The organism is Streptomyces sp. NPDC092045 (genome assembly GCF_044756005.1).
Taxonomy (GTDB): Bacteria; Actinomycetota; Actinomycetes; order Streptomycetales; family Streptomycetaceae; genus Streptomyces.
On record NZ_JBIVSC010000002.1, the window covers coordinates 501900 to 522688 of the forward strand.

General features: G+C 73.3%; 15 protein-coding genes and 3 tRNA genes. 8 read left to right on the forward strand and 10 right to left on the reverse strand.

Annotation, left to right across the window (positions count from 1 at the left end):
• Positions 1 to 234: 234 nt before the first annotated feature.
• The 3 genes from ACIQKA_RS09050 to ACIQKA_RS09060 form a co-directional block, all read right to left on the reverse strand.
• Positions 235 to 308: transfer RNA gene (locus ACIQKA_RS09050), tRNA-Ile, on the reverse strand.
• Between the two features lie 165 nt (positions 309 to 473).
• Positions 474 to 546 (reverse strand) — tRNA-Asn (locus ACIQKA_RS09055).
• 5 nt (positions 547 to 551) lie between these two features.
• Positions 552 to 624: transfer RNA gene (locus tag ACIQKA_RS09060), tRNA-Asn, on the reverse strand.
• 170 nt (positions 625 to 794) lie between these two features.
• Between ACIQKA_RS09060 and ACIQKA_RS09065 the strand changes: the two genes are divergently transcribed.
• The 4 genes from ACIQKA_RS09065 (at position 795) to ACIQKA_RS09080 (ending at position 6467) form a co-directional block, all read left to right on the forward strand.
• A complete protein-coding gene (locus ACIQKA_RS09065; protein WP_383151085.1) occupies positions 795 to 1106 on the forward strand; it encodes a YtxH domain-containing protein in 312 nt (103 codons plus the stop codon).
• Positions 1107 to 1133: 27 nt separating this feature from the next.
• Positions 1134 to 2573, forward strand: coding sequence for an FGGY family carbohydrate kinase (locus ACIQKA_RS09070; protein ID WP_402540520.1), 1440 nt, complete (start codon positions 1134 to 1136; stop codon positions 2571 to 2573).
• 232 nt (positions 2574 to 2805) lie between these two features.
• Entirely contained in the window at positions 2806 to 4539 is a 1734-nt protein-coding gene (locus ACIQKA_RS09075; protein ID WP_402540521.1) for an ABC transporter ATP-binding protein, read from the forward strand.
• Entirely contained in the window at positions 4539 to 6467 is a 1929-nt protein-coding gene (locus ACIQKA_RS09080) for an ABC transporter ATP-binding protein (protein WP_402540522.1), read from the forward strand. Before ACIQKA_RS09075 ends, ACIQKA_RS09080 begins: the two co-directional genes overlap by 1 nt.
• Positions 6468 to 6574: 107 nt before the next feature.
• On the opposite strand, the gene ACIQKA_RS09085 is transcribed toward ACIQKA_RS09080, so the two are convergent.
• Positions 6575 to 8914 (reverse strand): hypothetical protein, encoded by a 2340-nt coding sequence (locus tag ACIQKA_RS09085; RefSeq protein ID WP_402540524.1) that lies wholly within the window; start codon positions 8912 to 8914, stop codon positions 6575 to 6577.
• Positions 8915 to 9156: 242 nt separating this feature from the next.
• On the opposite strand from ACIQKA_RS09085, the gene ACIQKA_RS09090 reads away from it, so the two are divergent.
• Positions 9157 to 9300: a hypothetical protein gene (locus ACIQKA_RS09090; RefSeq protein ID WP_391092841.1), complete on the forward strand. Its 144-nt coding sequence runs from the start codon at positions 9157 to 9159 to the stop codon at positions 9298 to 9300.
• Positions 9301 to 9329: 29 nt separating this feature from the next.
• Here the strand turns inward: ACIQKA_RS09090 and ACIQKA_RS09095 are convergent, their stop codons facing one another.
• The 6 genes from ACIQKA_RS09095 to ACIQKA_RS09120 all read right to left on the reverse strand — a co-directional run bounded on the left by ACIQKA_RS09095 (position 9330) and on the right by ACIQKA_RS09120 (position 17039).
• On the reverse strand, positions 9330 to 10430 hold the full coding sequence (locus ACIQKA_RS09095) for an RNA polymerase sigma factor (RefSeq protein WP_402540526.1): 1101 nt from the start codon (positions 10428 to 10430) through the stop codon (positions 9330 to 9332).
• Positions 10431 to 10504: 74 nt separating this feature from the next.
• On the reverse strand, positions 10505 to 12394 hold the full coding sequence (gene dnaG / locus ACIQKA_RS09100; protein WP_383151080.1) for a DNA primase: 1890 nt from the start codon (positions 12392 to 12394) through the stop codon (positions 10505 to 10507).
• Between the two features lie 29 nt (positions 12395 to 12423).
• Positions 12424 to 13683: an NAD(P)/FAD-dependent oxidoreductase gene (locus ACIQKA_RS09105; RefSeq protein ID WP_383151079.1), complete on the reverse strand. Its 1260-nt coding sequence runs from the start codon at positions 13681 to 13683 to the stop codon at positions 12424 to 12426.
• Between the two features lie 131 nt (positions 13684 to 13814).
• On the reverse strand, positions 13815 to 15125 hold the full coding sequence (locus ACIQKA_RS09110; RefSeq protein WP_383151078.1) for a deoxyguanosinetriphosphate triphosphohydrolase: 1311 nt from the start codon (positions 15123 to 15125) through the stop codon (positions 13815 to 13817).
• Between the two features lie 34 nt (positions 15126 to 15159).
• Positions 15160 to 15951: a sirohydrochlorin chelatase gene (locus ACIQKA_RS09115; RefSeq protein WP_402540527.1), complete on the reverse strand. Its 792-nt coding sequence runs from the start codon at positions 15949 to 15951 to the stop codon at positions 15160 to 15162.
• A gap of 623 nt (positions 15952 to 16574) precedes the next feature.
• Positions 16575 to 17039: a GNAT family N-acetyltransferase gene (locus ACIQKA_RS09120; RefSeq protein WP_383151152.1), complete on the reverse strand. Its 465-nt coding sequence runs from the start codon at positions 17037 to 17039 to the stop codon at positions 16575 to 16577.
• Positions 17040 to 17124: 85 nt separating this feature from the next.
• On the opposite strand from ACIQKA_RS09120, the gene ACIQKA_RS09125 reads away from it, so the two are divergent.
• The 3 genes from ACIQKA_RS09125 (at position 17125) to ACIQKA_RS09135 (ending at position 20771) form a co-directional block, all read left to right on the forward strand.
• Complete coding sequence (locus ACIQKA_RS09125) at positions 17125 to 17847, forward strand: aquaporin (protein WP_383151076.1); 723 nt, start codon at positions 17125 to 17127, stop codon at positions 17845 to 17847.
• A gap of 46 nt (positions 17848 to 17893) precedes the next feature.
• Entirely contained in the window at positions 17894 to 18583 is a 690-nt protein-coding gene (locus tag ACIQKA_RS09130) for a vancomycin high temperature exclusion protein (RefSeq protein ID WP_402540529.1), read from the forward strand.
• Positions 18584 to 18689: 106 nt separating this feature from the next.
• Positions 18690 to 20771, forward strand: coding sequence for a molybdopterin oxidoreductase family protein (locus ACIQKA_RS09135; RefSeq protein WP_383151074.1), 2082 nt, complete (start codon positions 18690 to 18692; stop codon positions 20769 to 20771).
• The last annotated feature ends 18 nt before the right edge of the window (positions 20772 to 20789 follow it).

Here is a 20789-nt window from a genome sequence, read left to right on the forward strand (position 1 = left end):
TCCGAACGGTGAGGTGTCGCCGAGAAAGCGGATATTCGGCACGATGTGCGGCGTGTCACACGCGGGAGGCACGGGATCGCCGTGGCATCATCGTCCTGGATTCGCCCCGCGCCCCGCCGAAGACCTCGGGCCGGGACGGCCCCGGCCCGTCGAGACGGACCGGATGCGCTCGACCCGCCTCGCGCGGAGGACACCCCGCATGGGCGATTTCGCAGGTCAGAACGTTTTTCTTTGTGGGGCGGGTGGGACTCGAACCCACGGCCGACGGATTATGAGTCCGCTGCTCTAACCGGCTGAGCTACCGCCCCGTACGGTGAGGCGCGTACATGTGTGCGCGCCGTCTGCCGCAGCATAGCCGCTCATACGATCTCCTGCTCCGGAAGATCGGCTCTGCTCGTCCCTGAAGACCCCGCCGCGCCCCGCGCGGTTCCCCGGACGCGAAAAAGGACCCCGAAGGGTCCTCTTCCGTTCCGCTCCCCCGGCTGGACTCGAACCAGCAACCCTCCGGTTAACAGCCGAATGCTCTGCCAATTGAGCTACAGGGGATCGCGCTCCCCCGACTGGACTCGAACCAGTAACCTGCCGGTTAACAGCCGGCTGCTCTGCCAATTGAGCTACAGGGGATTGCTGCGTTGCACCGAACGGATCCACCTCGGACCTTCCCGGGCGGCGCTCGTTCGCTGCGACACATACATTAGCGCAAGCAGGGGGGTGCTCCGCCAATCGGTATCGCCGTGGCACCGCCGTGGGCACCAGCGATGCATCAGGGAAGCTCTCCAGGGAAGGTGATGGCCATGCGATACAAGCTGACCTTCGTCATCGGACTCGCCCTCGGCTACGTGATCGGAACGCGGGCCGGACGCGAGCGCTACGAACAGTTGAAGAAGTCCGCCAAGGACCTCACCGAGAACCCGGCCGTGCGCAACGCCGCCGAGTCCGCCGCCCAGACCGGGCGGCAGGTCGCCGGCAAGGCCGCCCACGTGGTGGGCGACAAGGTGGGCGACCACCTGCCGCCCGCCGTGGCCGACAAGGTCCACGCGCTGCGCGAGCGGAGCGGGAGCAACGGAAAGGTCGAGAACGAGGAGTGGGGCACCAGCAACACCTGAGGCCCCGCGTGCGGCAGAATCTCTGTCATGGGGATAGTCGCCGGACTGGACAGCTCTGCCGAGTTCACACGCATCGTCGTCTGCGACACCGACACGGGTGCCGTACTGCGCCAGGGGTACGCCCCGCATCCCGGGGAACCGAAGGCGGTGGACGTCGATCCGCAGACCTGGCTGCTCTCGCTCGGGGAGGCCGCCACCGGCGGCCTCCTGGAGGGCGTGGAGGCCATCGGGGTCTCCGCGCAGCAGCACGGGCTCGTGCCGCTCGACGCGCAGGGCGGCCTCGTGCGGCCCGCGCTCGTGCGCAACGACAAACGGGCGCAGGTCGCCGCCGCCGACCTGCTCGACTCCCTCGGCGGCCGGCAGGCCTGGGCCGAGGCCGTCGGCAGCGTGCCCGCCGCCGGGCAGCCGGTCGCCAAGCTGCGCTGGCTGGCCCGCACCGAGCCCGAGCACGCCCGGCGCACCGCGCTGGTCCTCCAGCCGCACGACTGGCTGGTCTGGCAGCTCCTCGGCCGCCCCGCGCGCCGCACCACCGACCGGGGCGCCGCCTCCGCCACCGGCTACTGGTCGGCCCGCACCGGCGCGTACCGCCCCGACCTGGTCGAGCTCGCGCTCGGGCACCGGGCCGCGCTGCCCGAGGTCCTCGGGCCCTCCGACGCCGCCGGCACCACCCCCGAGGGGCTGCTGATCTCCGCCGGCACCGGCGAGACGATGGCCGCCGCGCTCGGCCTCGGGCTCGGCCGCGGCGACGTGGTGGTCTCGCTCGGCGCCTCCGGCTCCGTGATGGCCGTGCACCACGAGGCCCTCTCCGACCCCGGCGGCACGATCACCTCCTTCGCCGACGCCACCGGCATGCACCTGCCGGTCGTCTCCACCTCCAACGCGGTGCGGGCGCTGCGCGGCACCGCCGAGATGCTGGGCCTCGACTCCCTCGACGAGCTCTCCGCGCTCGCCCTGAAGTCGACGCCGGGCGCCTCCGGGCTCGTCCTGCTGCCCTACCTGGAGGGCGAGCGGACCCCGAACCTGCCGCACGCGGCGGGCACGCTCAGCGGGCTGCGTCGCGAGTCGATGAAGCCCGAGCACCTGGCGCGGGCGGCGTTCGAGGGGATGCTCTGCGCGCTCGCCGACGCCCTGGACGTGCTGCGCGGGCGGGGCGTGGAGGTGCGGCGGGTCTTCCTGCTCGGCGCCGCCGCCGCGCTGCACGCGGTGCAGGCGCTGTCACCGGCGGTCTTCGGGGCGCAGGTCGTCGTCCCCCAGCCGGCCGACTACGCGGCGCTCGGCGCGGCCCGGCAGGCCGCCTGGGCCCTCGGGGTCGCGCGGGGCACCCTGTCGCCCACCGCTCCCCCGCCCTGGCAGGGCGCCGCCACGCAGGTCCTGGAGCCCGGGGACGAGCTGGCGGCGGGACGGGCCGTGCGGCAGCAGTACACGGCGACGCGGGAGCAGATCCACCCGGGCGCGTTCGCGGGGTGACACCGGCCCGGGGGCATTCGCGGGGTGACACCGGCCCGGGGGCGGTTCGGCTCCCGGGCCCGGGCCGGACGGCCGCCCGGCCCGGGGCGGGTGACCGCCGTCGTTCCGGGGCGGGCCCGGGGCCCGCTCGGGGAAGGTCCCGCGGAGGCTCCTTCGTAAAGACTTCACCAGGCTTTCCACCGCCCCGGAAACCGGTCGTAACGGCCCGGGGCGGCGGGCGATAGTAAGTCCCGTGCTCATAAGACTTCTCCGGACCCACCTACACCCTTATCGAAAACCCATCGCGCTGCTCGTGCTGCTCCAGTTCCTGCAGACCTGCGCGAGCCTCTACCTGCCGACCCTGAACGCCGACATCATCGACAACGGTGTCGTGCACGGGGACACCGGCTACATCCTCCGGTTCGGCGCCCTCATGGTCGGCGTCTCCGTCGTCCAGATCGTCTGCAACGTCGGGGCCGTGTACTACGGCGCGCGGACCGCGTCCGCCCTCGGCCGGGACGTGCGCGGGGCCGTCTTCGACCGGGTGCAGTCCTTCTCCGCCCGGGAGCTCGGACACTTCGGCGCGCCCTCGCTGATCACCCGGACGACCAACGACGTGCAGCAGGTCCAGATGCTGGTCCTGATGGCGTTCACGCTGATGGTCTCGGCGCCCATCATGTGCGTCGGCGGCATCGTGATGGCGCTCGGCCAGGACGTGCCGCTGTCGGGCGTGCTGCTCGCCGTGGTGCCGGTGCTCGGCGTCGCCGTGTCGCTGATCGTGCGGCGGATGCGGCCGCTCTTCCGGACCATGCAGACGCGCCTCGACACGGTGAACCGGGTGCTGCGCGAGCAGATCACCGGCAACCGCGTCATCCGCGCCTTCGTGAAGGACGGGTACGAGGAGGAGCGCTTCCGGGGGGCCAACGCCGAGCTGACCGACGTGTCGATGGCGACGGGCCGGCTGATGGCGCTGATGTTCCCGACGGTGATGACCGTCGTGAACGTGTCCAGCGTGGCCGTGGTCTGGTTCGGCGCGCACCGCATCGACGGCGGCGGAATGGAGATCGGCGCGCTGACCGCCTTCCTCGCCTATCTGATGCAGATCGTGATGGCCGTCATGATGGCCACCTTCATGTTCATGATGGTGCCGCGCGCCGAGGTCTGCGCCGAGCGCATCGAGGAGGTCCTGGCGACCGGGTCCAGCGTGGTGCCGCCGGCCGAGCCGGTCACGGCGCTCGACCGGCGCGGGCACCTGGAGGTCAGGGGCGCGGAGTTCCGCTACCCGGGCGCGGAGGAGCCGGTCCTCAGGGACGTCGGGCTCGTCGCCCGGCCCGGCGAGACCACCGCGATCATCGGCTCGACGGGCAGCGGCAAGTCGACCCTGCTCGGACTCGTGCCCCGGCTCTTCGACACGACCGGCGGCGAGGTCCTCGTGGACGGCGTGGACGTCCGCGTCCTGGACCCGGCCCTCATGGCGCGGGCCGTCGGGCTCGTGCCCCAGAAGCCGTACCTCTTCTCGGGGACGGTGGCGACGAACCTGCGGTACGGGAAGCCCGACGCGACCGACGAGGAGCTGTGGCACGCCCTGGAGGTCGCCCAGGCCGCCGACTTCGTGCGGAACCTGGAGAACGGTCTGAACGCGCCGATCGCGCAGGGCGGCACCAACGTCTCCGGCGGGCAGCGGCAGCGGCTCGCCATCGCGCGGACGCTCGTGCAGCGGCCGGAGATCTACCTGTTCGACGACTCGTTCTCCGCGCTCGACTACGAGACGGACGCGCTGCTGCGGGCCGCGCTCGCCGAGGAGACGGCGGACTCGACCGTGGTGATCGTCGCCCAGCGGGTGTCGACCATCCGGGACGCCGACCGGATCGTGGTCCTGGACGAGGGCCGGGTGGTGGGCACCGGGCGCCACCACGAGCTGATGGCGGACAACGAGACGTACCGGGAGATCGTGCTCTCCCAGCTGACCGAGGCGGAGGCAGCCTGATGGCCGGTCCTGGCGGACGCATGATGGCCGGTGGCGGCCCCGACCAGCGGTCGATGGACTTCAAGGGCTCGGGCAGGCGGCTGCTGAAGCAGCTCGCGCCGGAGCGCGGCGCGCTCTGGGTGATGCTGGTCGCCGGCGTGCTCTCGGTGGCGGCCTCCGTGGTCGGGCCGAAGATCCTGGGCCGGGCGACGGACCTGATCTTCGCCGGTGTGGTCGGACGGCAGACGGACGCGGGCGCCACCAAGGCGGAGACCCTGGAGCGGCTGCGCGCCGGCGGGCAGGACGGCATGGCGGACATGCTGTCCGGCGTCGACTTCGTCCCCGGGCGGGGGATCGACTTCCCGGCCGTGGGCGAGGTGCTGCTCCTGGTCCTCGCGGTGTACGTGGCGGCGGGCCTGCTGATGCTGGTCTCCACCCGGCTCTCGATCAAGGTGATCAACCGGACGGTCTACCGGATGCGGGAGGACGTCCAGACGAAGCTGGCGCGGCTGCCGCTGTCGTACTTCGACAAGGCCAAGCGCGGCGAGGTGCTGTCCCGGGCGACCAACGACATCGACAACGTCTCGCAGACGCTCCAGCAGTCGATGGGCCAGCTCGTCAACTCGCTCCTGACGATCGTCGGCGTGCTCGCGATGATGTTCTGGATCTCGCCGCTGCTCGCCCTGGTGGCCCTCGTGACGGTGCCGGTGTCGGTGTTCGTGGCGGCGCGGATCGGCAAGCGCTCGCAGCCGCACTTCGTGCAGCAGTGGAAGTCCACGGGCACGCTCAACGCGCACATCGAGGAGATGTACACCGGGCACGCCCTGGTGAAGGTCTTCGGGCGGCAGGAGGAGTCCGCGCGGGACTTCCGCGAGCAGAACGAGGCGCTGTACGAGGCCGGGTTCAAGGCGCAGTTCAACTCCGGCGTGATGCAGCCGGTGATGTTCTTCATCTCGAACATCAACTACGTCCTGGTGGCCGTGGTCGGCGGTCTGCGGGTGGCGAGCGGCACGCTCTCCATCGGTGACGTGCAGGCCTTCATCCAGTACTCGCGCCAGTTCTCGATGCCGCTGACGCAGGTCGCGTCGATGGCGAACCTGGTGCAGTCGGGCGTGGCCTCGGCGGAGCGGATCTTCGAGCTGCTCGACGCGGAGGAGCAGGAGCCGGACGCCCCGACGGGCGAGGAGCCTCTGGAGGCCCGCGGCCGGGTCTCCCTGGAGCACGTCTCCTTCCGCTACGAGGAGGACAAGCCGCTCATCGAGGACCTGTCGCTGACGGTGGAGCCGGGGCAGACGGTCGCGATCGTCGGTCCGACGGGCGCGGGCAAGACGACCCTGGTGAACCTGCTGATGCGGTTCTACGAGGTGACGGGCGGCCGGATCGCCCTGGACGGGGTGGACGTCGCGAAGATGTCGCGCGAGCGGCTGCGGAGCGGGATCGGGATGGTCCTCCAGGACACCTGGCTCTTCGGCGGGACGATCGCGGACAACATCGCGTACGGCGCGACGCGCCCGGTGAGCCGGGAGGAGATCGAGGAGGCGGCGCGGGCCGCGCACGCCGACCGGTTCGTCCGGACCCTGCCCGACGGGTACGACACGGTCCTCGACGACGAGGGCTCGGGGGTGAGCGCGGGCGAGAAGCAGCTGATCACCATCGCGCGCGCGTTCCTCTCCGACCCGGTGGTCCTCGTCCTGGACGAGGCCACCAGTTCGGTGGACACCCGCACCGAGGTCCTGATCCAGAAGGCGATGGCCCGCCTCGCCCACGGCCGCACCTCGTTCGTGATCGCCCACCGCCTCTCCACCATCCGGGACGCGGACGTGATCCTGGTGATGGAGAACGGCTCGATCGTGGAGCAGGGCACGCACGGGGAGCTGCTGTCCTCGGGCGGCGCCTACTCCCGCCTGTACGCGGCGCAGTTCGCGCAGGCGGTCGCGGAGGTCGACTGACGGCGGGCGGAGAACGCTCCGTGCCGCACCGGATGCGGCACGGAGCGTCGGCGGGTGGGGCCGAAGACCTGCTCCGGCCGCGCTTCGGCCCGTGTCGCCACGCCGCCCTACGACCGCATCGCCCTTACGGGTCCCCCTTCGTGTTCCACGTCCTCCGGCCGCTTCCTCCAGAACTTCGGGGAGAAGACCCGCTGCGCATGCTTGGTCTGCTCGCTCTTCAGGTTCTTCTTGAAGTTCGGCCGTTCGGAAGCCCTCCGGGTGAAGAATTCGGCGTCGTGGGCCAGGCCGATCTCGGAGAGGGTTATCACCAGCGACACCTGCTTGTGCGTCGTCCACGCGTCCACCACGGTGGCGGCGATCCGTCCGATGACCTCCTCGGCCCTGGGATCGGTGGGGTGGTCGACGGCTCGCAGCTGCTTGATCAGCATCACCACGTCGGCGGCCGCGGCATCGGTGACCGCCCCCTGGACGACGGCGTCCACCGCAGGGGACAGTCGGGCGGCAACCAGGGCCAGGAGCAGAGACGCCGTATCAGGTCCGTGGGCGGCTCGGGCACGCTCGCGCAGGGCTTCTTCCCGGCCGGCCGCGGTTCCCGAAGAGGCCAGCCACTGCAGGAACACCCCGGCGTGACCGGTGGGCCGTTGCATCAGCGTCGTACGGAACACGGCCTCGGCCAGCGGATGCAGTCCGGCGCTCTCCAGACAGGCCATGAGGAAGGCCGCGTTCTCCGGGCTGCCCGAGGCCGCGACCATGTGCACGACGGCCTCGGCACCGGGGTACCACTTGTCCAGGGCGCTGAACAGGCAGGGGGCCGTGGCCGCTGATCTGCGCACGGCACTCATCAGCACCTGCGCGGCCTGGGGGAAGTGCTCGGTGTTGTAGAGATCGATGATCATGGCGGCGACGTCGTCGACGGGCCGGTGCCGCACGGCGTGGCCCACTATCGAGGCCACTCGGTCACTGTGCCCGGCCTGGACCATGGCCCGTGCCAGCGCCAGCACATGGGGGACGTCCCTGTTCTGCGACAGCGCGAAGACGTGGTCCGCCTCCGTGTCCATATCCTTGGCCATGAAGCACTCGATGACGTTGACGACGTCCTTGGCGCTCCGCCGTTCCGCGGCCGCAGCCCGAAGGGACTCGACGTGCTTGTCGCGGCCCGCGTTGCGAAGGGCGATGCTCAGCTCCACGACCTCCTGTGAGCTGCGGTGCGCGGCGGCGGGGCCCAGAGCGGCGAGGGTCGAGGGTTCGGCGTCCGTGCCGGCGGCCCATACGGTCATCGCGACCACGTCGGTCACCGTCCGCACGACGAACGCCGCGGAGAGGAGGGTCTGGGTCACCTCTTCGAGCCGACCGCGCCGCAGGAGGAGAGCGAGGCCGATGACGTCGCACGGGGTGTGCAGCTCGATGGACGAGCGGAGCAAGGTCGCCACATAGTCCTCTAACCCGGCGCGGTGGAGTTCGGCCGCCATCGCCGCCGTCTCCGCGACGGGACGGGTCATCACCAGGGCCGGCAGGGCGGCCTCCGCGTGCGCGTGGAGGCCGGCCCGTTGCAGCCCCGTCAGCAACGCCGCCACGTCTTCCACCCTGCGGGACCGGCTGACCGACGAGACGAGTTCGCGCGCCATCGCCTTCTGCGTGCGGGCCTCCAGGTCACCGATCACCGTGAGCAGCTCCGATACGGTGGCCGTGCGGTCCGCCGCCTCCAGGGCCGCCATCAGCGACGAGACCCCTCCGGCACGGGTCTCCAGCCCCGCCATCGTTTCGAGTTCGGTCTCCAGCCGGTGGCATTCCCCCTCCGCGGCGATCAGCTCGGCCCGTGTGACGGCAAGCGCCTCCTGCAGGAACAGGACCTCCTGGTGGAGGTGGCCGCACTCGTCCTGGAGCTGTTCCCACTCTCCTTTCCAGAGGGCCAGGTCCGCTGTGTGCGCCGACCGCTGGCTGTCGAGTCTCGTCTCCAGGCGGTGACAACGGGTGATGGACTCCGACAAGGTCTTCTCACGGTCGAACAGGGCCTCTTCCAGGGCCCGTTCCCGTGCCTTGATCCTGCGGGTCTCCTCGTCCACGCTCGCCAGCCGGTCCTGGAGGTTCTGGATCTCACTGCCGCGCCGGTTCGTCCTGAGCGCCGCCCGGTGCGTGTCCCGCAGCGCCTTCTCGGCCTCGGGCGTCAGGGGCGCGGCGGCCTCCCGGACATCGCCGATCAGCTCGGCCACGAATTTCCACTGCGGCACCCGCTCCCCGTTGAGGTAGCGCGTCACCGAACTCGCGTCGAGGTGACGGCGCAGCGCGTACCCCCGCACGCTGAGGCCCAGAGCGCCGAACAGGGAGCGGAGGTCCTCGGCCAACGCCCTTTTCTCCGGGAGCAGACCGGCCTTCAACTCGGCCAGCTGCGATGGCTTCCTGCGCCCGTCGGCGGCCGTGTCCGTGGTCTCAGAGGTGCTGTCGAGCATGTACGCCAGTATCGACTCTTCCCCATGCACCGGACACCTCCTGGGCGTTGCCGTTCGAACCGGCAACACCCTTGACCGTCCAGCCCCGTTGCCATGCGCCGTCCACGGTCGAGCAGCGTGGTGCCATCCCTGATCGGCAACGCCGCACTCCTGCTCCGAGCCGTGCGGCCGGATGACCATGAGGGGACGAACGAGGAAGCCGGCGACCGGGTGTCGCATCCGGCTGATCAGGAAGGCCAGTCATGCCCGACACCACCCGCTCCCAGCGGACACAGACCCGGCGGCCCGTGTGGCGCCGGCTCCTCCTCCGGGCCGGCGTCGGCGCGGCTGGTACCGCCGGCTCCGCCCTCGTGACGGCGATCGTCCACTGGCTGCAGCACCGGTAGACGGCCTCCTTCCGCTCCGCGCCCAACCTTCAGTCGAGATAGCCGCGCAGCTGGTCCGCGTAGGCGTGGTCGCGGAGTTTGTTGAGGGTCTTGGACTCGATCTGGCGGATGCGTTCGCGGGTGACGCCGAAGAGCCGGCCGATCTCCTCCAGGGTGCGGGGGCGGCCGTCGTCGAGGCCGTAGCGGAGCTGGACGACCTTGCGTTCGCGTTCGTTGAGGGTGGAGAGGACGTCCTCCAGGTGGCGGCGGAGGAGCAGGAAGGCGGCGGACTCGACCGGGGAGGCGGCGTCGCCGTCCTCGATGAGGTCGCCGAGGGCGACATCCTCCTCCTCGCCGACGGGGGTGTGCAGGGAGACCGGTTCCTGGGCGAGGCGGAGCACCTCTCCGATGCGCTCGGGGGGCAGGTCCAGCTGGGCGGCGACCTCTTCGGCGGTGGGCTCGTAGCCGCGTTCCTGGAGCATGCGGCGCTGGACGCGGACGACCCGGTTGATGAGTTCCACGACGTGGACGGGGACGCGGATGGTGCGGGCCTGGTCGGCGAGGGCCCGGGACATGGCCTGGCGGATCCACCAGGTGGCGTAGGTGGAGAACTTGAAGCCGCGCGCGTAGTCGAACTTCTCGACGGCCCGGATGAGGCCGAGGTTGCCCTCCTGCACGAGGTCGAGCATGGTCAGGCCCCGGCCCACGTACCGCTTGGCGACGGAGACGACGAGGCGGAGGTTGGCCTCGATGAGCCTGCGCTTCGCGATCCGGCCGAGGACGACGAGCTGGTCCAGCTCGCCCGCCAGGCGGGTGTCCAGGTCCGGGGTGCCGGCGAGCTTCTCCTCGGCGAAGAGGCCGGCCTCGACGCGGCGGGCCAGTTCGACCTCCTCCTCGGCGCTGAGGAGCGGGATGCGGCCGATCTCGCGCAGGTACTGCCGGAAGAGGTCGGAGGAGGGTCCGCCGCCGCCGGGGTCCGGGCGGCCGCGCGGGGCGGGGACGGCGGGCTCCTCCGCCACCTCCTCCCCCACCTCGCCGGACTCTGCCCGGTCCTGCTGGTCCTGCTGGTCCTGCTGGTCCTGCTGGTCCTGCGGCACGGTCTGGGTCTGCACGGCGGGCGACCTCCAGGAGGAGCGGAACGGCACCGTCATCCAGTGTGGGGTACGACACATCGCCGCCACGAGGGGCGTGCGGTGACTTTTTGAGTCCGCCGGGTGACCGTGCGTCAGAGCGCGGCGGCGCCGTTGTTCCGCAGGGACTGCCCGTACTGGGTGAGCACCCACAGTTCGTTCTGCACGGCGGCGACCTTCTCCGGGTCGCCGTTCGGGCCGAGGCGGGCCAGGGTGCCCTGGACGTCGCGGATGCGGCGGTCGACGGCGCGGAGCCGGACGGTGACGAGCTGGTCGCCCGCGTAGGCCTCGTCGACGGTCTTGGCGAAGATCGTCTCGACCGCGAGTTCGGTGACGAGGGCGCGGACGGTGTCGTCGGGGGCGGCCGCGCGGACCGCGTCGAGGTAGTCGGCGGGCGCGCCGGTGGCGCCGCCCGCGTCCTGGACGCACTGGCGGACCGCCGCGTAGGGCGGGGCGGTGAACTCGTCGATCCCGTAGGCGTCGAAGGCCGGGGAGACCAGTTCGGGCCGCTGGAGGGCGAGTTTGAGGAGTTCGCGCTCGGTGCGGTGGGCGGGGCTGCGCAGGTTGAGCGCGGGTCCCGGCGGTGCCGTGGGGGCCTGGATCCGCGGCGTCTCGCGGCGCGGCCGGTCGTCCGTGCGGCCCCGGCCGCCGCGGTCCCGCTGCCACTGGGCGACCCGGCTGACCCGCTGCACGACGAACCGCTCGTCCATGATCCCGAGCATGCCGGCGAGCTGGACGGCGACGCCGTGCCGCACGGCCAGGTTCTTGAGCTTGGCGACGATCGGGGCGGCCTCGTCCAGGGCGGCGGCCCGGCCCGCCGGGGTCTCCAGGTCGTACCGCCTCACGATCTGGCGGAGGGCGAACTCGAAGAGCGGGGTGCGGGGTTCGACCAGGTCCGCGACGGCCTCGTCGCCCTTGGCGAGCCGCAGGTCGCAGGGGTCCATGCCCTCGGGGGCGACGGCGATGTACGTCTCGGCGGCGAACTTCTGGTCGTCCTCGAAGGCGCGCAGGGCGGCCTTCTGGCCGGCGGCGTCGCCGTCGAAGGTGAAGATGACGCGGGCCGAGCCGTTGTCCATGAGGAGGCGGCGGAGGATCTTGACGTGGTCGCCGCCGAAGGCGGTGCCGCAGGTGGCGATGGCGGTGGTGACCCCGGCGAGGTGGCAGGCCATGACGTCGGTGTAGCCCTCGACGACGACGGCCCGGCTGCTCTTGGCGATCTCCTTCTTGGCCAGGTCGATGCCGTAGAGGACCTGCGACTTCTTGTAGACCGGGGTCTCGGGGGTGTTGAGGTACTTGGGTCCGTTGTCGTCGTCGCGGAGCCTGCGCGCGCCGAAGCCGACGATCTCGCCGCCGACGTCCTTGATCGGCCACATGAGCCGGCCGCGGAAGCGGTCGATGGGGCCCCGGCGGCCGTCCTGGGAGAGCCCGGAGAGGATCAGCTCCTTGTCGGAGAAGCCCTTGCCGCGCAGGAAGCGGGTGAGGTGGTCCCAGCCGGCCGGGGAGTAGCCGACGCCGAAGTGCTCGGCGGCGGCCTGGTCGAAGCCGCGCTCGGCGAGGAACGTGCGGCCGATCTCGGCCTCGGCGGAGCCGAGCCGGTCGGCGTAGAAGCGGGCGGCGGCCTGGTGGGCCTCGATCAGCCGGATGCGCTCCCCGCGCTGGTGGCCGGGGTTGTAGCCGCCCTCCTCGTACCGCAGCGTGATGCCCGCCTTGGCGGCGAGGCGCTCGACCGTCTCCGAGAAGGAGAGGTGGTCGATCTTCATCACGAAGGCGATGGTGTCGCCGCCCTCCTGGCAGCCGAAGCAGTGGAAGAGCCCCTTGCTCGGGCTGACCTGGAAGGAGGGCGACTTCTCGTCGTGGAAGGGGCAGAGCCCCTTGAGGTTCCCGCCGCCCGCGTTGCGCAGCTGGAGGTATTCGGACACGACGGCGTCGATCGGGACGGCGTCCCGCACCGCCTTCACGTCGTCGTCGTTGATCCTGCCTGCCACGCGTGAAGTCTACGTGGGAGCGGCGGTGATCAGACCAGGCCGTCCAGGGGGACGGAGGGGTCGGCGAGGGCGTCCGGGTCCACCGGCGTCCGGGCGCGGATGAGGTTCTGGATCGGCTCTGTGACGTCCCACACGTTCACGTTCATCCCGGCGAGGACGCGCCCGCCCTTGAGCCAGAAGGCGATGAACTCGCGCTTGCCGGTGTCGCCGCGGACCACGACCTGGTCGTACGAGCCGGGGGGCGCCCAGCCCGAGTACTCCATGCCCAGGTCGTACTGGTCGGAGAAGAAGTACGGCACCCGGTCGTACGAGACGTGCTTGCCGAGCATGGCGCGGGCGGCGGCGGGGCCGCCGTTGAGGGCGTTGGCCCAGTGCTCGACGCGGAGCCGGGTGCGGAGGAGCGGGTGGTGGGCGGCGGCCACGTCCCCGGCGGCGAAGACGTCCGGGTCGGAGGTGCGCAGGGACTCGTCGACGGCGATGCCGCCGCCGTCGGCCCGGTCGACGAGGGCGAGCCCGGAGTTCTCGGCGAGGGCGGTGCGGGGGGCGGCGCCGATCGCGGCGAGGACGGCGTGCGCCGGGTGCTCCTCGCCGTCGTCGGTGCGGACGGCGAGGACCAGGCCGTCCTGGCCGACGATCTCGGTGAGCCGGGCGCCGAAGTGGAAGCGGACGCCGTGGTCGCTGTGGAGGTCGGCGAAGAGCTGGCCGAGCTCGGGGCCGAGGACCCGGTGGAGCGGGGTGGGGTCGGCCTCGACGACGGTGACCTCGGCGCCGTAGCCGCGGGCGGCGGCGGCGACCTCCAGGCCGATCCAGCCGCCGCCGGCGATCACCAGGTGTCCGTTGTCCCGGCCGAGGCCGGCGAGGACCTGGCGGAGCCGGTCGGCGTGGGCGAGCCGGCGCAGGTGGTGGACGCCGGTGAGGTCGGTGCCGGGGACGTCGAGGCGGCGCGGCTCGGAGCCGGTGGCCAGGAGCAGCTTGTCGTAGCGGATGACGGTGCCGTCGCCGAGGCGGACCGTGCGGGCCTCGCGGTCGATCGCGGTGACGGGCTGTCCGAGGTGCAGCTCGACGTCGTTCGCCGCGTACCAGGCGGGCTCGTGGACGAGGGTGCTGTCGCGTTCCTTGTCCCCGGTGAGGTAGCCCTTGGAGAGGGGTGGGCGCTCGTAGGGGTGGTCGCGTTCGTCCCCGATGAGGATCACCCGGCCGTTGAACCCCTCGGCGCGCAGGGTCTCCGCCGCCTTGGCCCCTGCCAGGCCCCCGCCGACGATGACAAAGGTCTGATCTGCGTCGACCACGTCGTTTCCTCCTCGTTGCGACCGGTTCCAACCTACGCCCCCGGACGTTCGTCCGGCCGTACCGCCCCGGGGCCGCATGCGAGCGTCCCGCACGGAGGGGGGCGGCGGAAGGGGGCCCGGGGGCGGGGGGCCTAAACCCGCGGGTGGTGGAAGCGGGCGTGGAGGGCGCGGGCGGAGGCGTCGGTGAGGGAGGCGATCTGGTCGACGACCACGCGCTTGCGGGCCCGGTCGTCGGGCGCCGCGTCGTGGGCGGCGCGGAACTGCGGTTCGAGTCCGTCGGGGGCGCGGGCGACGAGGGCCTCGGCGAGTTCGGCGACGACGATCCGCTGGTCGGCGCGGAGGGCCTCCTGCTCGGCGCGCTGCATCACGTAGCGGACAGCGACGGCCTTGAGGACGGCGCACTCGTTGCGGGTCTCGCGGGGGACGACGAGCTCGGCGCCGTAGCGGGTGAGGCGGCCCGATCCGTACGCCTGCCTCGTGGCGCCCTCGGCGGCGAGGCAGAAGCGGCCGATGAGCTGGCTGGTGGCGTCCTTGAGGCGGGCCTGGGCGACGGCCGAGCCGTCGTAGCCGTGCGGCCACCACTCCTGGTCGACGAGCCGGTCCAGGGCCTCGGCCAGCTCCTGCGGGTCGGTGTCCTCGGGGACGTAGCGGCCGATGGCGACCTGCCAGATGTCGGCGCGCTCGGGCTCGGCGAGGAGGAGGTTGGGGTCGATGTGCCCGGCGTGCAGGCCGTCCTCGAAGTCGTGGACCGAGTAGGCCACGTCGTCGGACCAGTCCATGACCTGGGCCTCGAAGCACTTGCGGTGGGCGGGGGCGCCCCGCCGGATCCACTCGAAGACGGGCAGGTCGTCCTCGTACACGCCGAACTTGGGCGAGCCGGGGTCCCGGGGGTCGCCGCCGCGTTCCCAGGGGTACTTGGTGGCGGCGTCGAGCGCGGCGCGGGTGAGGTTGAGGCCGACGCTGACGAGTTCGCCGTCGGCGTCCTTGACGAAGCGCTTGGGCTCGATGCGGGTGAGGAGGCGGAGGGACTGGGCGTTGCCCTCGAAGCCGCCGCAGTCCTTGGCGACGTCGTTGAGGGCCTGTTCGCCGTTGTGCCCGAAGGGCGGGTGGCCCATGTCGTGGGAGAGGCAGGCGGCTTCGACGAGGTCGGGGTCGCAGCCGAGGGCGGCGCCGAGCTCGCGGCCGACCTGGGCGCACTCCAGGGAGTGGGTGAGCCGGGTGCGGGGGCTGGCGTCCCAGGCGTGGCTCCTGGTGCCGGGGGTGACGACCTGGGTCTTGCCGGCGAGGCGGCGGAGCGCGGCGGAGTGCAGCACGCGGGCGCGGTCGCGCTGGAAGGCGGTGCGGCCCGGCTGCTTGTCGGGTTCGGGGTCCCAGCGCTCGGTCGCCGCGGGGTCGTATCCGGGGGTGCCGGTGCTGTCCTTGGTGTCCTTGATGCCTTCCATGCCCCGAAGGTAACCGGAAGGACCTGAGAAGCGCTCAGACGGCGGTGAGTTCCCGCGCCGGGACGGCCGCGGCGAGCGCGCGGTCGTGGCGGTGGAGGACCAGGCGGGCGAGGGCCGGGTGGGCGCCGAGCGGCGCGGCGGCGATCCAGGAGGCGTGGGCGGCGGCGCGGGCGGCGAAGAGGCCGGGGGCGGTGAAGCAGGAGGCGACCGCGACCCGGTGGCGGCCCCGGGCGGCGAGGGCGGCGACGGCCTCGGGGACGGTGGGCGCGGCGGCGGAGGCGTAGGCGGGGACGACGGGGACGCCGAGGCGCTCGCCGAGGAGGGCGGCGATGCGGCGGGTCTCGGCGCCGGACCGGGGGTCGCGGGAGCCGGCGGCGGCGAGGACGACGCCGGTGGTGCGCCGGTCGCGCTCCTCCGGGGTCCAGCCCGCTTCGGCGAGGCGGCCGGCGAGGGCCTCGGCGAGGAGGGGGTGGGCGCCGAGGGGTGCGGCGACGCGGGCCCGGAGGCCGGGTGCGGCGGCGACGGCGGCGGGCAGGTCGTGGGTGACGTGGTGCCCGGGGGCGAAGAGGAGGGGGACGAGGACCGCCTCCCGGCCCTCGGCGGCGAGGCCGGCGAGGGTCTCGTCGAGGAGGGGGGCGTTCAGCTCGATGTGGGCGAGGCGGACGTCGAGTCCGGGGCGGAGCTCGCGGACGCGGTCGAGGAGCCGGAGCAGGGCGGCGCGGGCGCGCGGGTCGCGGCTGCCGTGGCCGACGGCGACGAGGGCCGCCGGACGGGGGGCGGCGGGGGGTGCGGCGCGGTGGTGCGCGGGGGCGGTGCGGTGGTGCATGGCGGGTGTACCTCCTCGTGGGGCTTCCCCTGCGGGCGGCCGTACGGACGCACCCGACCGGATTCCTCCGGCGGGCGGCCGCGGGACGGGGCGGCTCCGCCGGGCGTGGTGGGTACGTCGCCCGGCGGCGTCGGCGGGTCGCCCGGTGCGGTCGGCTGGGCCGTGCCCGGCGTCGTCGGCGGGGCCGGGTCCGGTGCGGTCGGCTGGGCCGGGTCCGGTGCGGTCGGCGGGCAGGTGCCGGGCGGGAGCGCCCGGGGCTCCGGCGGACGGGCGCCGGGCGGAGGGGTCCGTACCTCCGGTGCTCGGGCCTCCGGCGCCCGTGCCCCCGGTGGCCGGGACTCCGGCGTCCAGGTCTCCGGCGACCGGGTCACCGGGGTTCCGGGGTCCGGGGTTCCGGGGCGCAGGCCCCGGATGTCGTGTCCCCGGGTGGCGGGGGCCGTACGGACGGACCTCGCCGAGCCGGTCGCCGAGTCGCCCGGTGATCCCGCCGGGCAGCTCGGCGGTGGTGTCGAACGTGCTGTCCGGCTCCGTCACGGACCGATCCTGCGGGTCCCGCGTTGCCTGCCCGTTGCGCGGGGGTCACGGCTGTTTTCCGCGACCTCACGGCCGCCGCGCGCGTCCTGTCAGGACGGTTCCGGGCGCCACGCGTACCGGACGTCCGGCTCGCGCTCCTCGTTGCGCGAGCCGTCGGTGTGCTCGGCGGCGACGAAGCCGTGCCGCTCGTAGAAGCGCCGCGCCGGGGCGTTGACCAGGAACGTCCAGAGCTCCAGGCCGGCCGGGCGGCGCCGCTTGGCCAGGTCCACGAGCCGGTCGCCGACGCCCCGGCCGCGCCACGGCGGGTCGACGTAGAGCTGGTCCAGGTCCTCGCCGTCGAGGACCATCACGGCGACGGGCGCGTCCCCGGCCGTCGCCACCCAGGTCTCCCGGTGGGGGACGAGCACCTCCCGGAACCAGTGCCTGACCTCGTCGTCGGTGTGCGCCCGGCGCACGCCCGGGAGCGCCGCCGCGTAGGAGCGCAGCCAGACCTCGGCCGCCGCGGCGGCGTCGGAGCCGACCGCGCGGCGGACGACGAGCCCGTCGGTCTTCATCGTGTTCACGGTCCGGATCGTACGGGCCCCGTGCCCCTCCCCTCCCCTCTTTTTTCCTTCCGAATCACGGAATATCTTTTCCACCATGAGAATGTCCCCCGCGTCGCTCCCCCGGCGCGCCGCCGCCGAGTTCATCGGCACCGCCGCCCTCGTCGCCGTCGTCGTCGGCTCCGGCATCCGCGCCGACTCCCTCAGCCAGGACACCGGCGTCCGGCTGCTCGCCAACGCCTCCGCCTCCGCGCTCGGCCTCGGGCTGCTCATCGCCCTGATCGGCCCGCTCTCCGGGGCCCACTTCAACCCCGTCGTGACGCTCTCCGAGTGGTGGTCCCGGCGCCCCGAGCGCGGGGGGCGCGAGGCCCTCGCCTACATCGGCGCCCAGCTCGCGGGGGCGGTCTCGGGCGCCCTGCTCGCCGAGGCGATGTTCGGCCGGACGCCCGGCGCCTGGGCCACCGAGCCGCGCTCGGCCCTCCACCTGCTGCTCGGCGAGGCCGTCGCCACCGCCGGACTCGTCCTGGTCGTGCAAGGCCTGCGCCACATCGGCCGGCCCGCCCTCGCCCCGGTCGCCGTGGCCGGCTACATCGGCGCGGCGATCTGGTTCACCTCCTCGGGGTCCTTCGCCAATCCGGCGGCCACCGTGGGCCGTTCCCTCTCCGACTCCTTCACCGGGATCGCCCCCGCCTCGGTGCCTGCCTTCGCCGCCGCGCAGCTGCTCGGGATGCTGTGCGGCCTGGTCCTGGCGGGTGTGCTCTACGGCACGGACCGGGCTCCGGGCGAACCGGACGCGGCCGGGGCGCGTCGGACGGGGTGACGGCACACCCGTTCCCGTCCACGTCCGCTTCCACGGAGGTTCCCGCATGCCGGCACGGTTCACCCGGTGGCTCCCCCGCAGCGTCCGGGCCCGCCGCCGCGCGGTCCAGGCCATTATGGCGGGCGCCGTCCTCGCGCTCCTGCCCGCCGCCTGGATGCACACGGCCGCCGCCGGGAGGCTCCGCACCACCGCCGACGTGCCCGCCCGGGACGTCGCCGTCGTCTTCGGCGCCGGGCTGTGGAAGGGCCGCCCCACCCCGTACCTCGCGCACCGGCTCGACACCGCCGCCGAGCTGTACCGCACGGGCAAGGTGCGGGTCCTCCTCGTCACCGGCGACAACAGCCGGACCTCGTACGACGAGCCCAGCGCCATGCGCGCGTACCTCATCGGGCGCGGGGTGCCGGACGGACGGATCGTCAGCGACCACGCGGGCTTCGACACCTGGGACTCCTGCGTGCGGGCCAGGAGGGTCTTCGGCGTCGACCGGGCCGTCCTCGTCACCCAGGACTTCCACGTCAAGCGGGCCGTCGCGCTGTGCGGGCGCGCGGGCGTCGACGCGTACGGGGTCGGGGCCGCCGAACCCCACGACCTCACCTGGTACTACGGCACCGCCCGCGAGGTCCTCGCGGCGGGCAAGGCCGCCCTCGACGCCGGCCTGCGGCCCGATCCCCGCTTCCTCGGCCCGGAGGAGAAGGGCGTCGCCGAGGCGCTGGCCTCCCCCGGGCCGGCCCGCTGAGGCGGGACCTCCCTCACCCTCAGCCGCCCGCCCGGCGGAGGGCATGGCACCGCGCCCGTAATACGCCGCGCCGTCCCGCGTAACACTCCCGTCCCACCCTGGCGGCATGTCCGACGCCACCGCCGTCCCCACCCACTGCCCCTACTGCGCCCTCCAGTGCGGGATGTCGCTGCGTCCCACCGGCGCTCCGGAGCTGCCCGCTGAGGTGGTCGAGCGGACCGACTTCCCCGTCAACCGGGGCGCCCTGTGCGGCAAGGGCCGCACCGCCCCCTCCGTACTCTCCTCGCGGGTCCGGCTCACCGGGCCCCTGGTCCGAAGCCCCGACACGGGGGCCCTGGCGCCCGCGTCCTGGGAGGAGGCGCTCGCCGCCGTCGCCGACGGGCTGCGCCGGACCCGCGCCGACCACGGCCCCGATGCCGTGGGGGTCTTCGGCGGCGGCGGCCTCACCAACGAGAAGGCGTACTCCCTGGGCAAGTTCGCCCGGGTCGTCCTCGGCACCTCGCAGATCGACTACAACGGGCGCTTCTGCATGTCGTCGGCGGCCGCCGCGCACCAGCGGGCCTTCGGCCTCGACCGGGGCCTCCCCTTCCCCCTGGAGGACGTCCCGAGGACCGGGTGCGTGATCCTCGTCGGCTCCAACCTCGCCGAGACCATGCCGCCCGCCCTGCGCTACCTCACCGAGCTGAGGGAGAACGGCGGAAAACTGATCGTCGTGGACCCGCGCCGCACCCGCACCGCCGAGCAGGCCGACCTGCACCTGGCGCCCCGCCCCGGCACCGACCTCGCGCTCGCCCTCGGCATGCTGCACCTGGTGGTGGCCGAGGGCCGGGTGGACGAGGAGTTCGTGCGGGAGCGGACCGGCGGCTGGGAGGAGGCCCGCGCCGGGGCCATGTCCCACTGGCCCGAGCAGGTCGAGCGGATCACCGGCGTGTCCGTGCCGCTGCTGCGCGAGGCCGTCGCGATGTTCTGCGACGCGCCCACCGGCATGGTCCTCACCGCGCGCGGCCCCGAGCAGCAGTCCAAGGGCACCGACACCGTCGGCGCCTGGATCAACCTGTGCCTGGCCACCGGCCGGGCCGGACGGCCGCTGAGCGGCTACGGCTGCCTCACCGGCCAGGGCAACGGCCAGGGCGGCCGGGAGCACGGCCAGAAGGCCGACCAGCTCCCCGGCTACCGCAAGCTCGACGACCCGGCCGCACGCGCGCACGTGGCCGGGGTGTGGGGCGTCGACCCGGAGTCGCTGCCGGGGCCGGGGCGGAGCGCGTACGAACTCCTGGACGCGCTCGGCGGGGACGTGAGGGCCCTGCTGCTCATGGGCTCCAACCCGGTGGTCTCCGCGCCGCGCGCCGCGCACGTCGAGGGGCGGCTGCGGTCGCTGGACTTCCTCGCCGTCGCGGACGTGGTGCTCTCCGAGACCGCCGCGCTCGCCGACGTCGTCCTGCCCGTCACCCAGTGGGCGGAGGAGACCGGCACCATGACCAACCTGGAGGGGCGCGTGCTGCTCCGCCGCCGGGCCCTCGACCCGCCCGCCGGGGTGCGGAGCGACCTGGAGGTGCTGCACGGGCTCGCGGGGCTCCTCGGACACGAGAAGGGCTTCCCCGTCGACCCCGAGGAGGTCTTCGAGGAGCTGCGCCGCGCCTCGGCCGGCGGGCCCGCCGACTACTCGGGCATCGACTACCGGCGCGTCGAGGAGGAGCGGGGCGTGTTCTGGCCGTGCCCGGGTCCGGATCACCCGGGGACGCCCCGGCTGTTCCTGGACCGGTTCGCGACGGCCGACGGGCGGGCCCGGTTCGTGCCGGTGACGTACCGCGCGGCGGCCGAGGAGACCGACGCCGAGTACCCGGTCGTGCTGACCACGGGCCGGGTGGTGTCCCAGTACCAGTCGGGGGCGCAGACCCGGCGGGTCGACGAGCTGAACGCGGCGGCGCCCGGCCCCTTCGTGGAGCTGCACCCGAGGCTCGCCCGGCGGATCGGGGTGGCCGAGGGCGAGCGGATCACGGTGGTGTCGCGGCGCGGCCGGGCCGTCGCGCCGGCCCGGATCACCGCGTCGATCCGGCCGGACACCGTCTTCATGCCCTTCCACTGGGCGGGCGAGGGCCGGGCCAACACCCTGGTGAACCCGGCGCTCGACCCGGTCTCCCGGATGCCGGAGTTCAAGGTGTGCGCGGTGCGCCTGGAGCGGGCCTGAGGCCGGTCCGGACGTGTA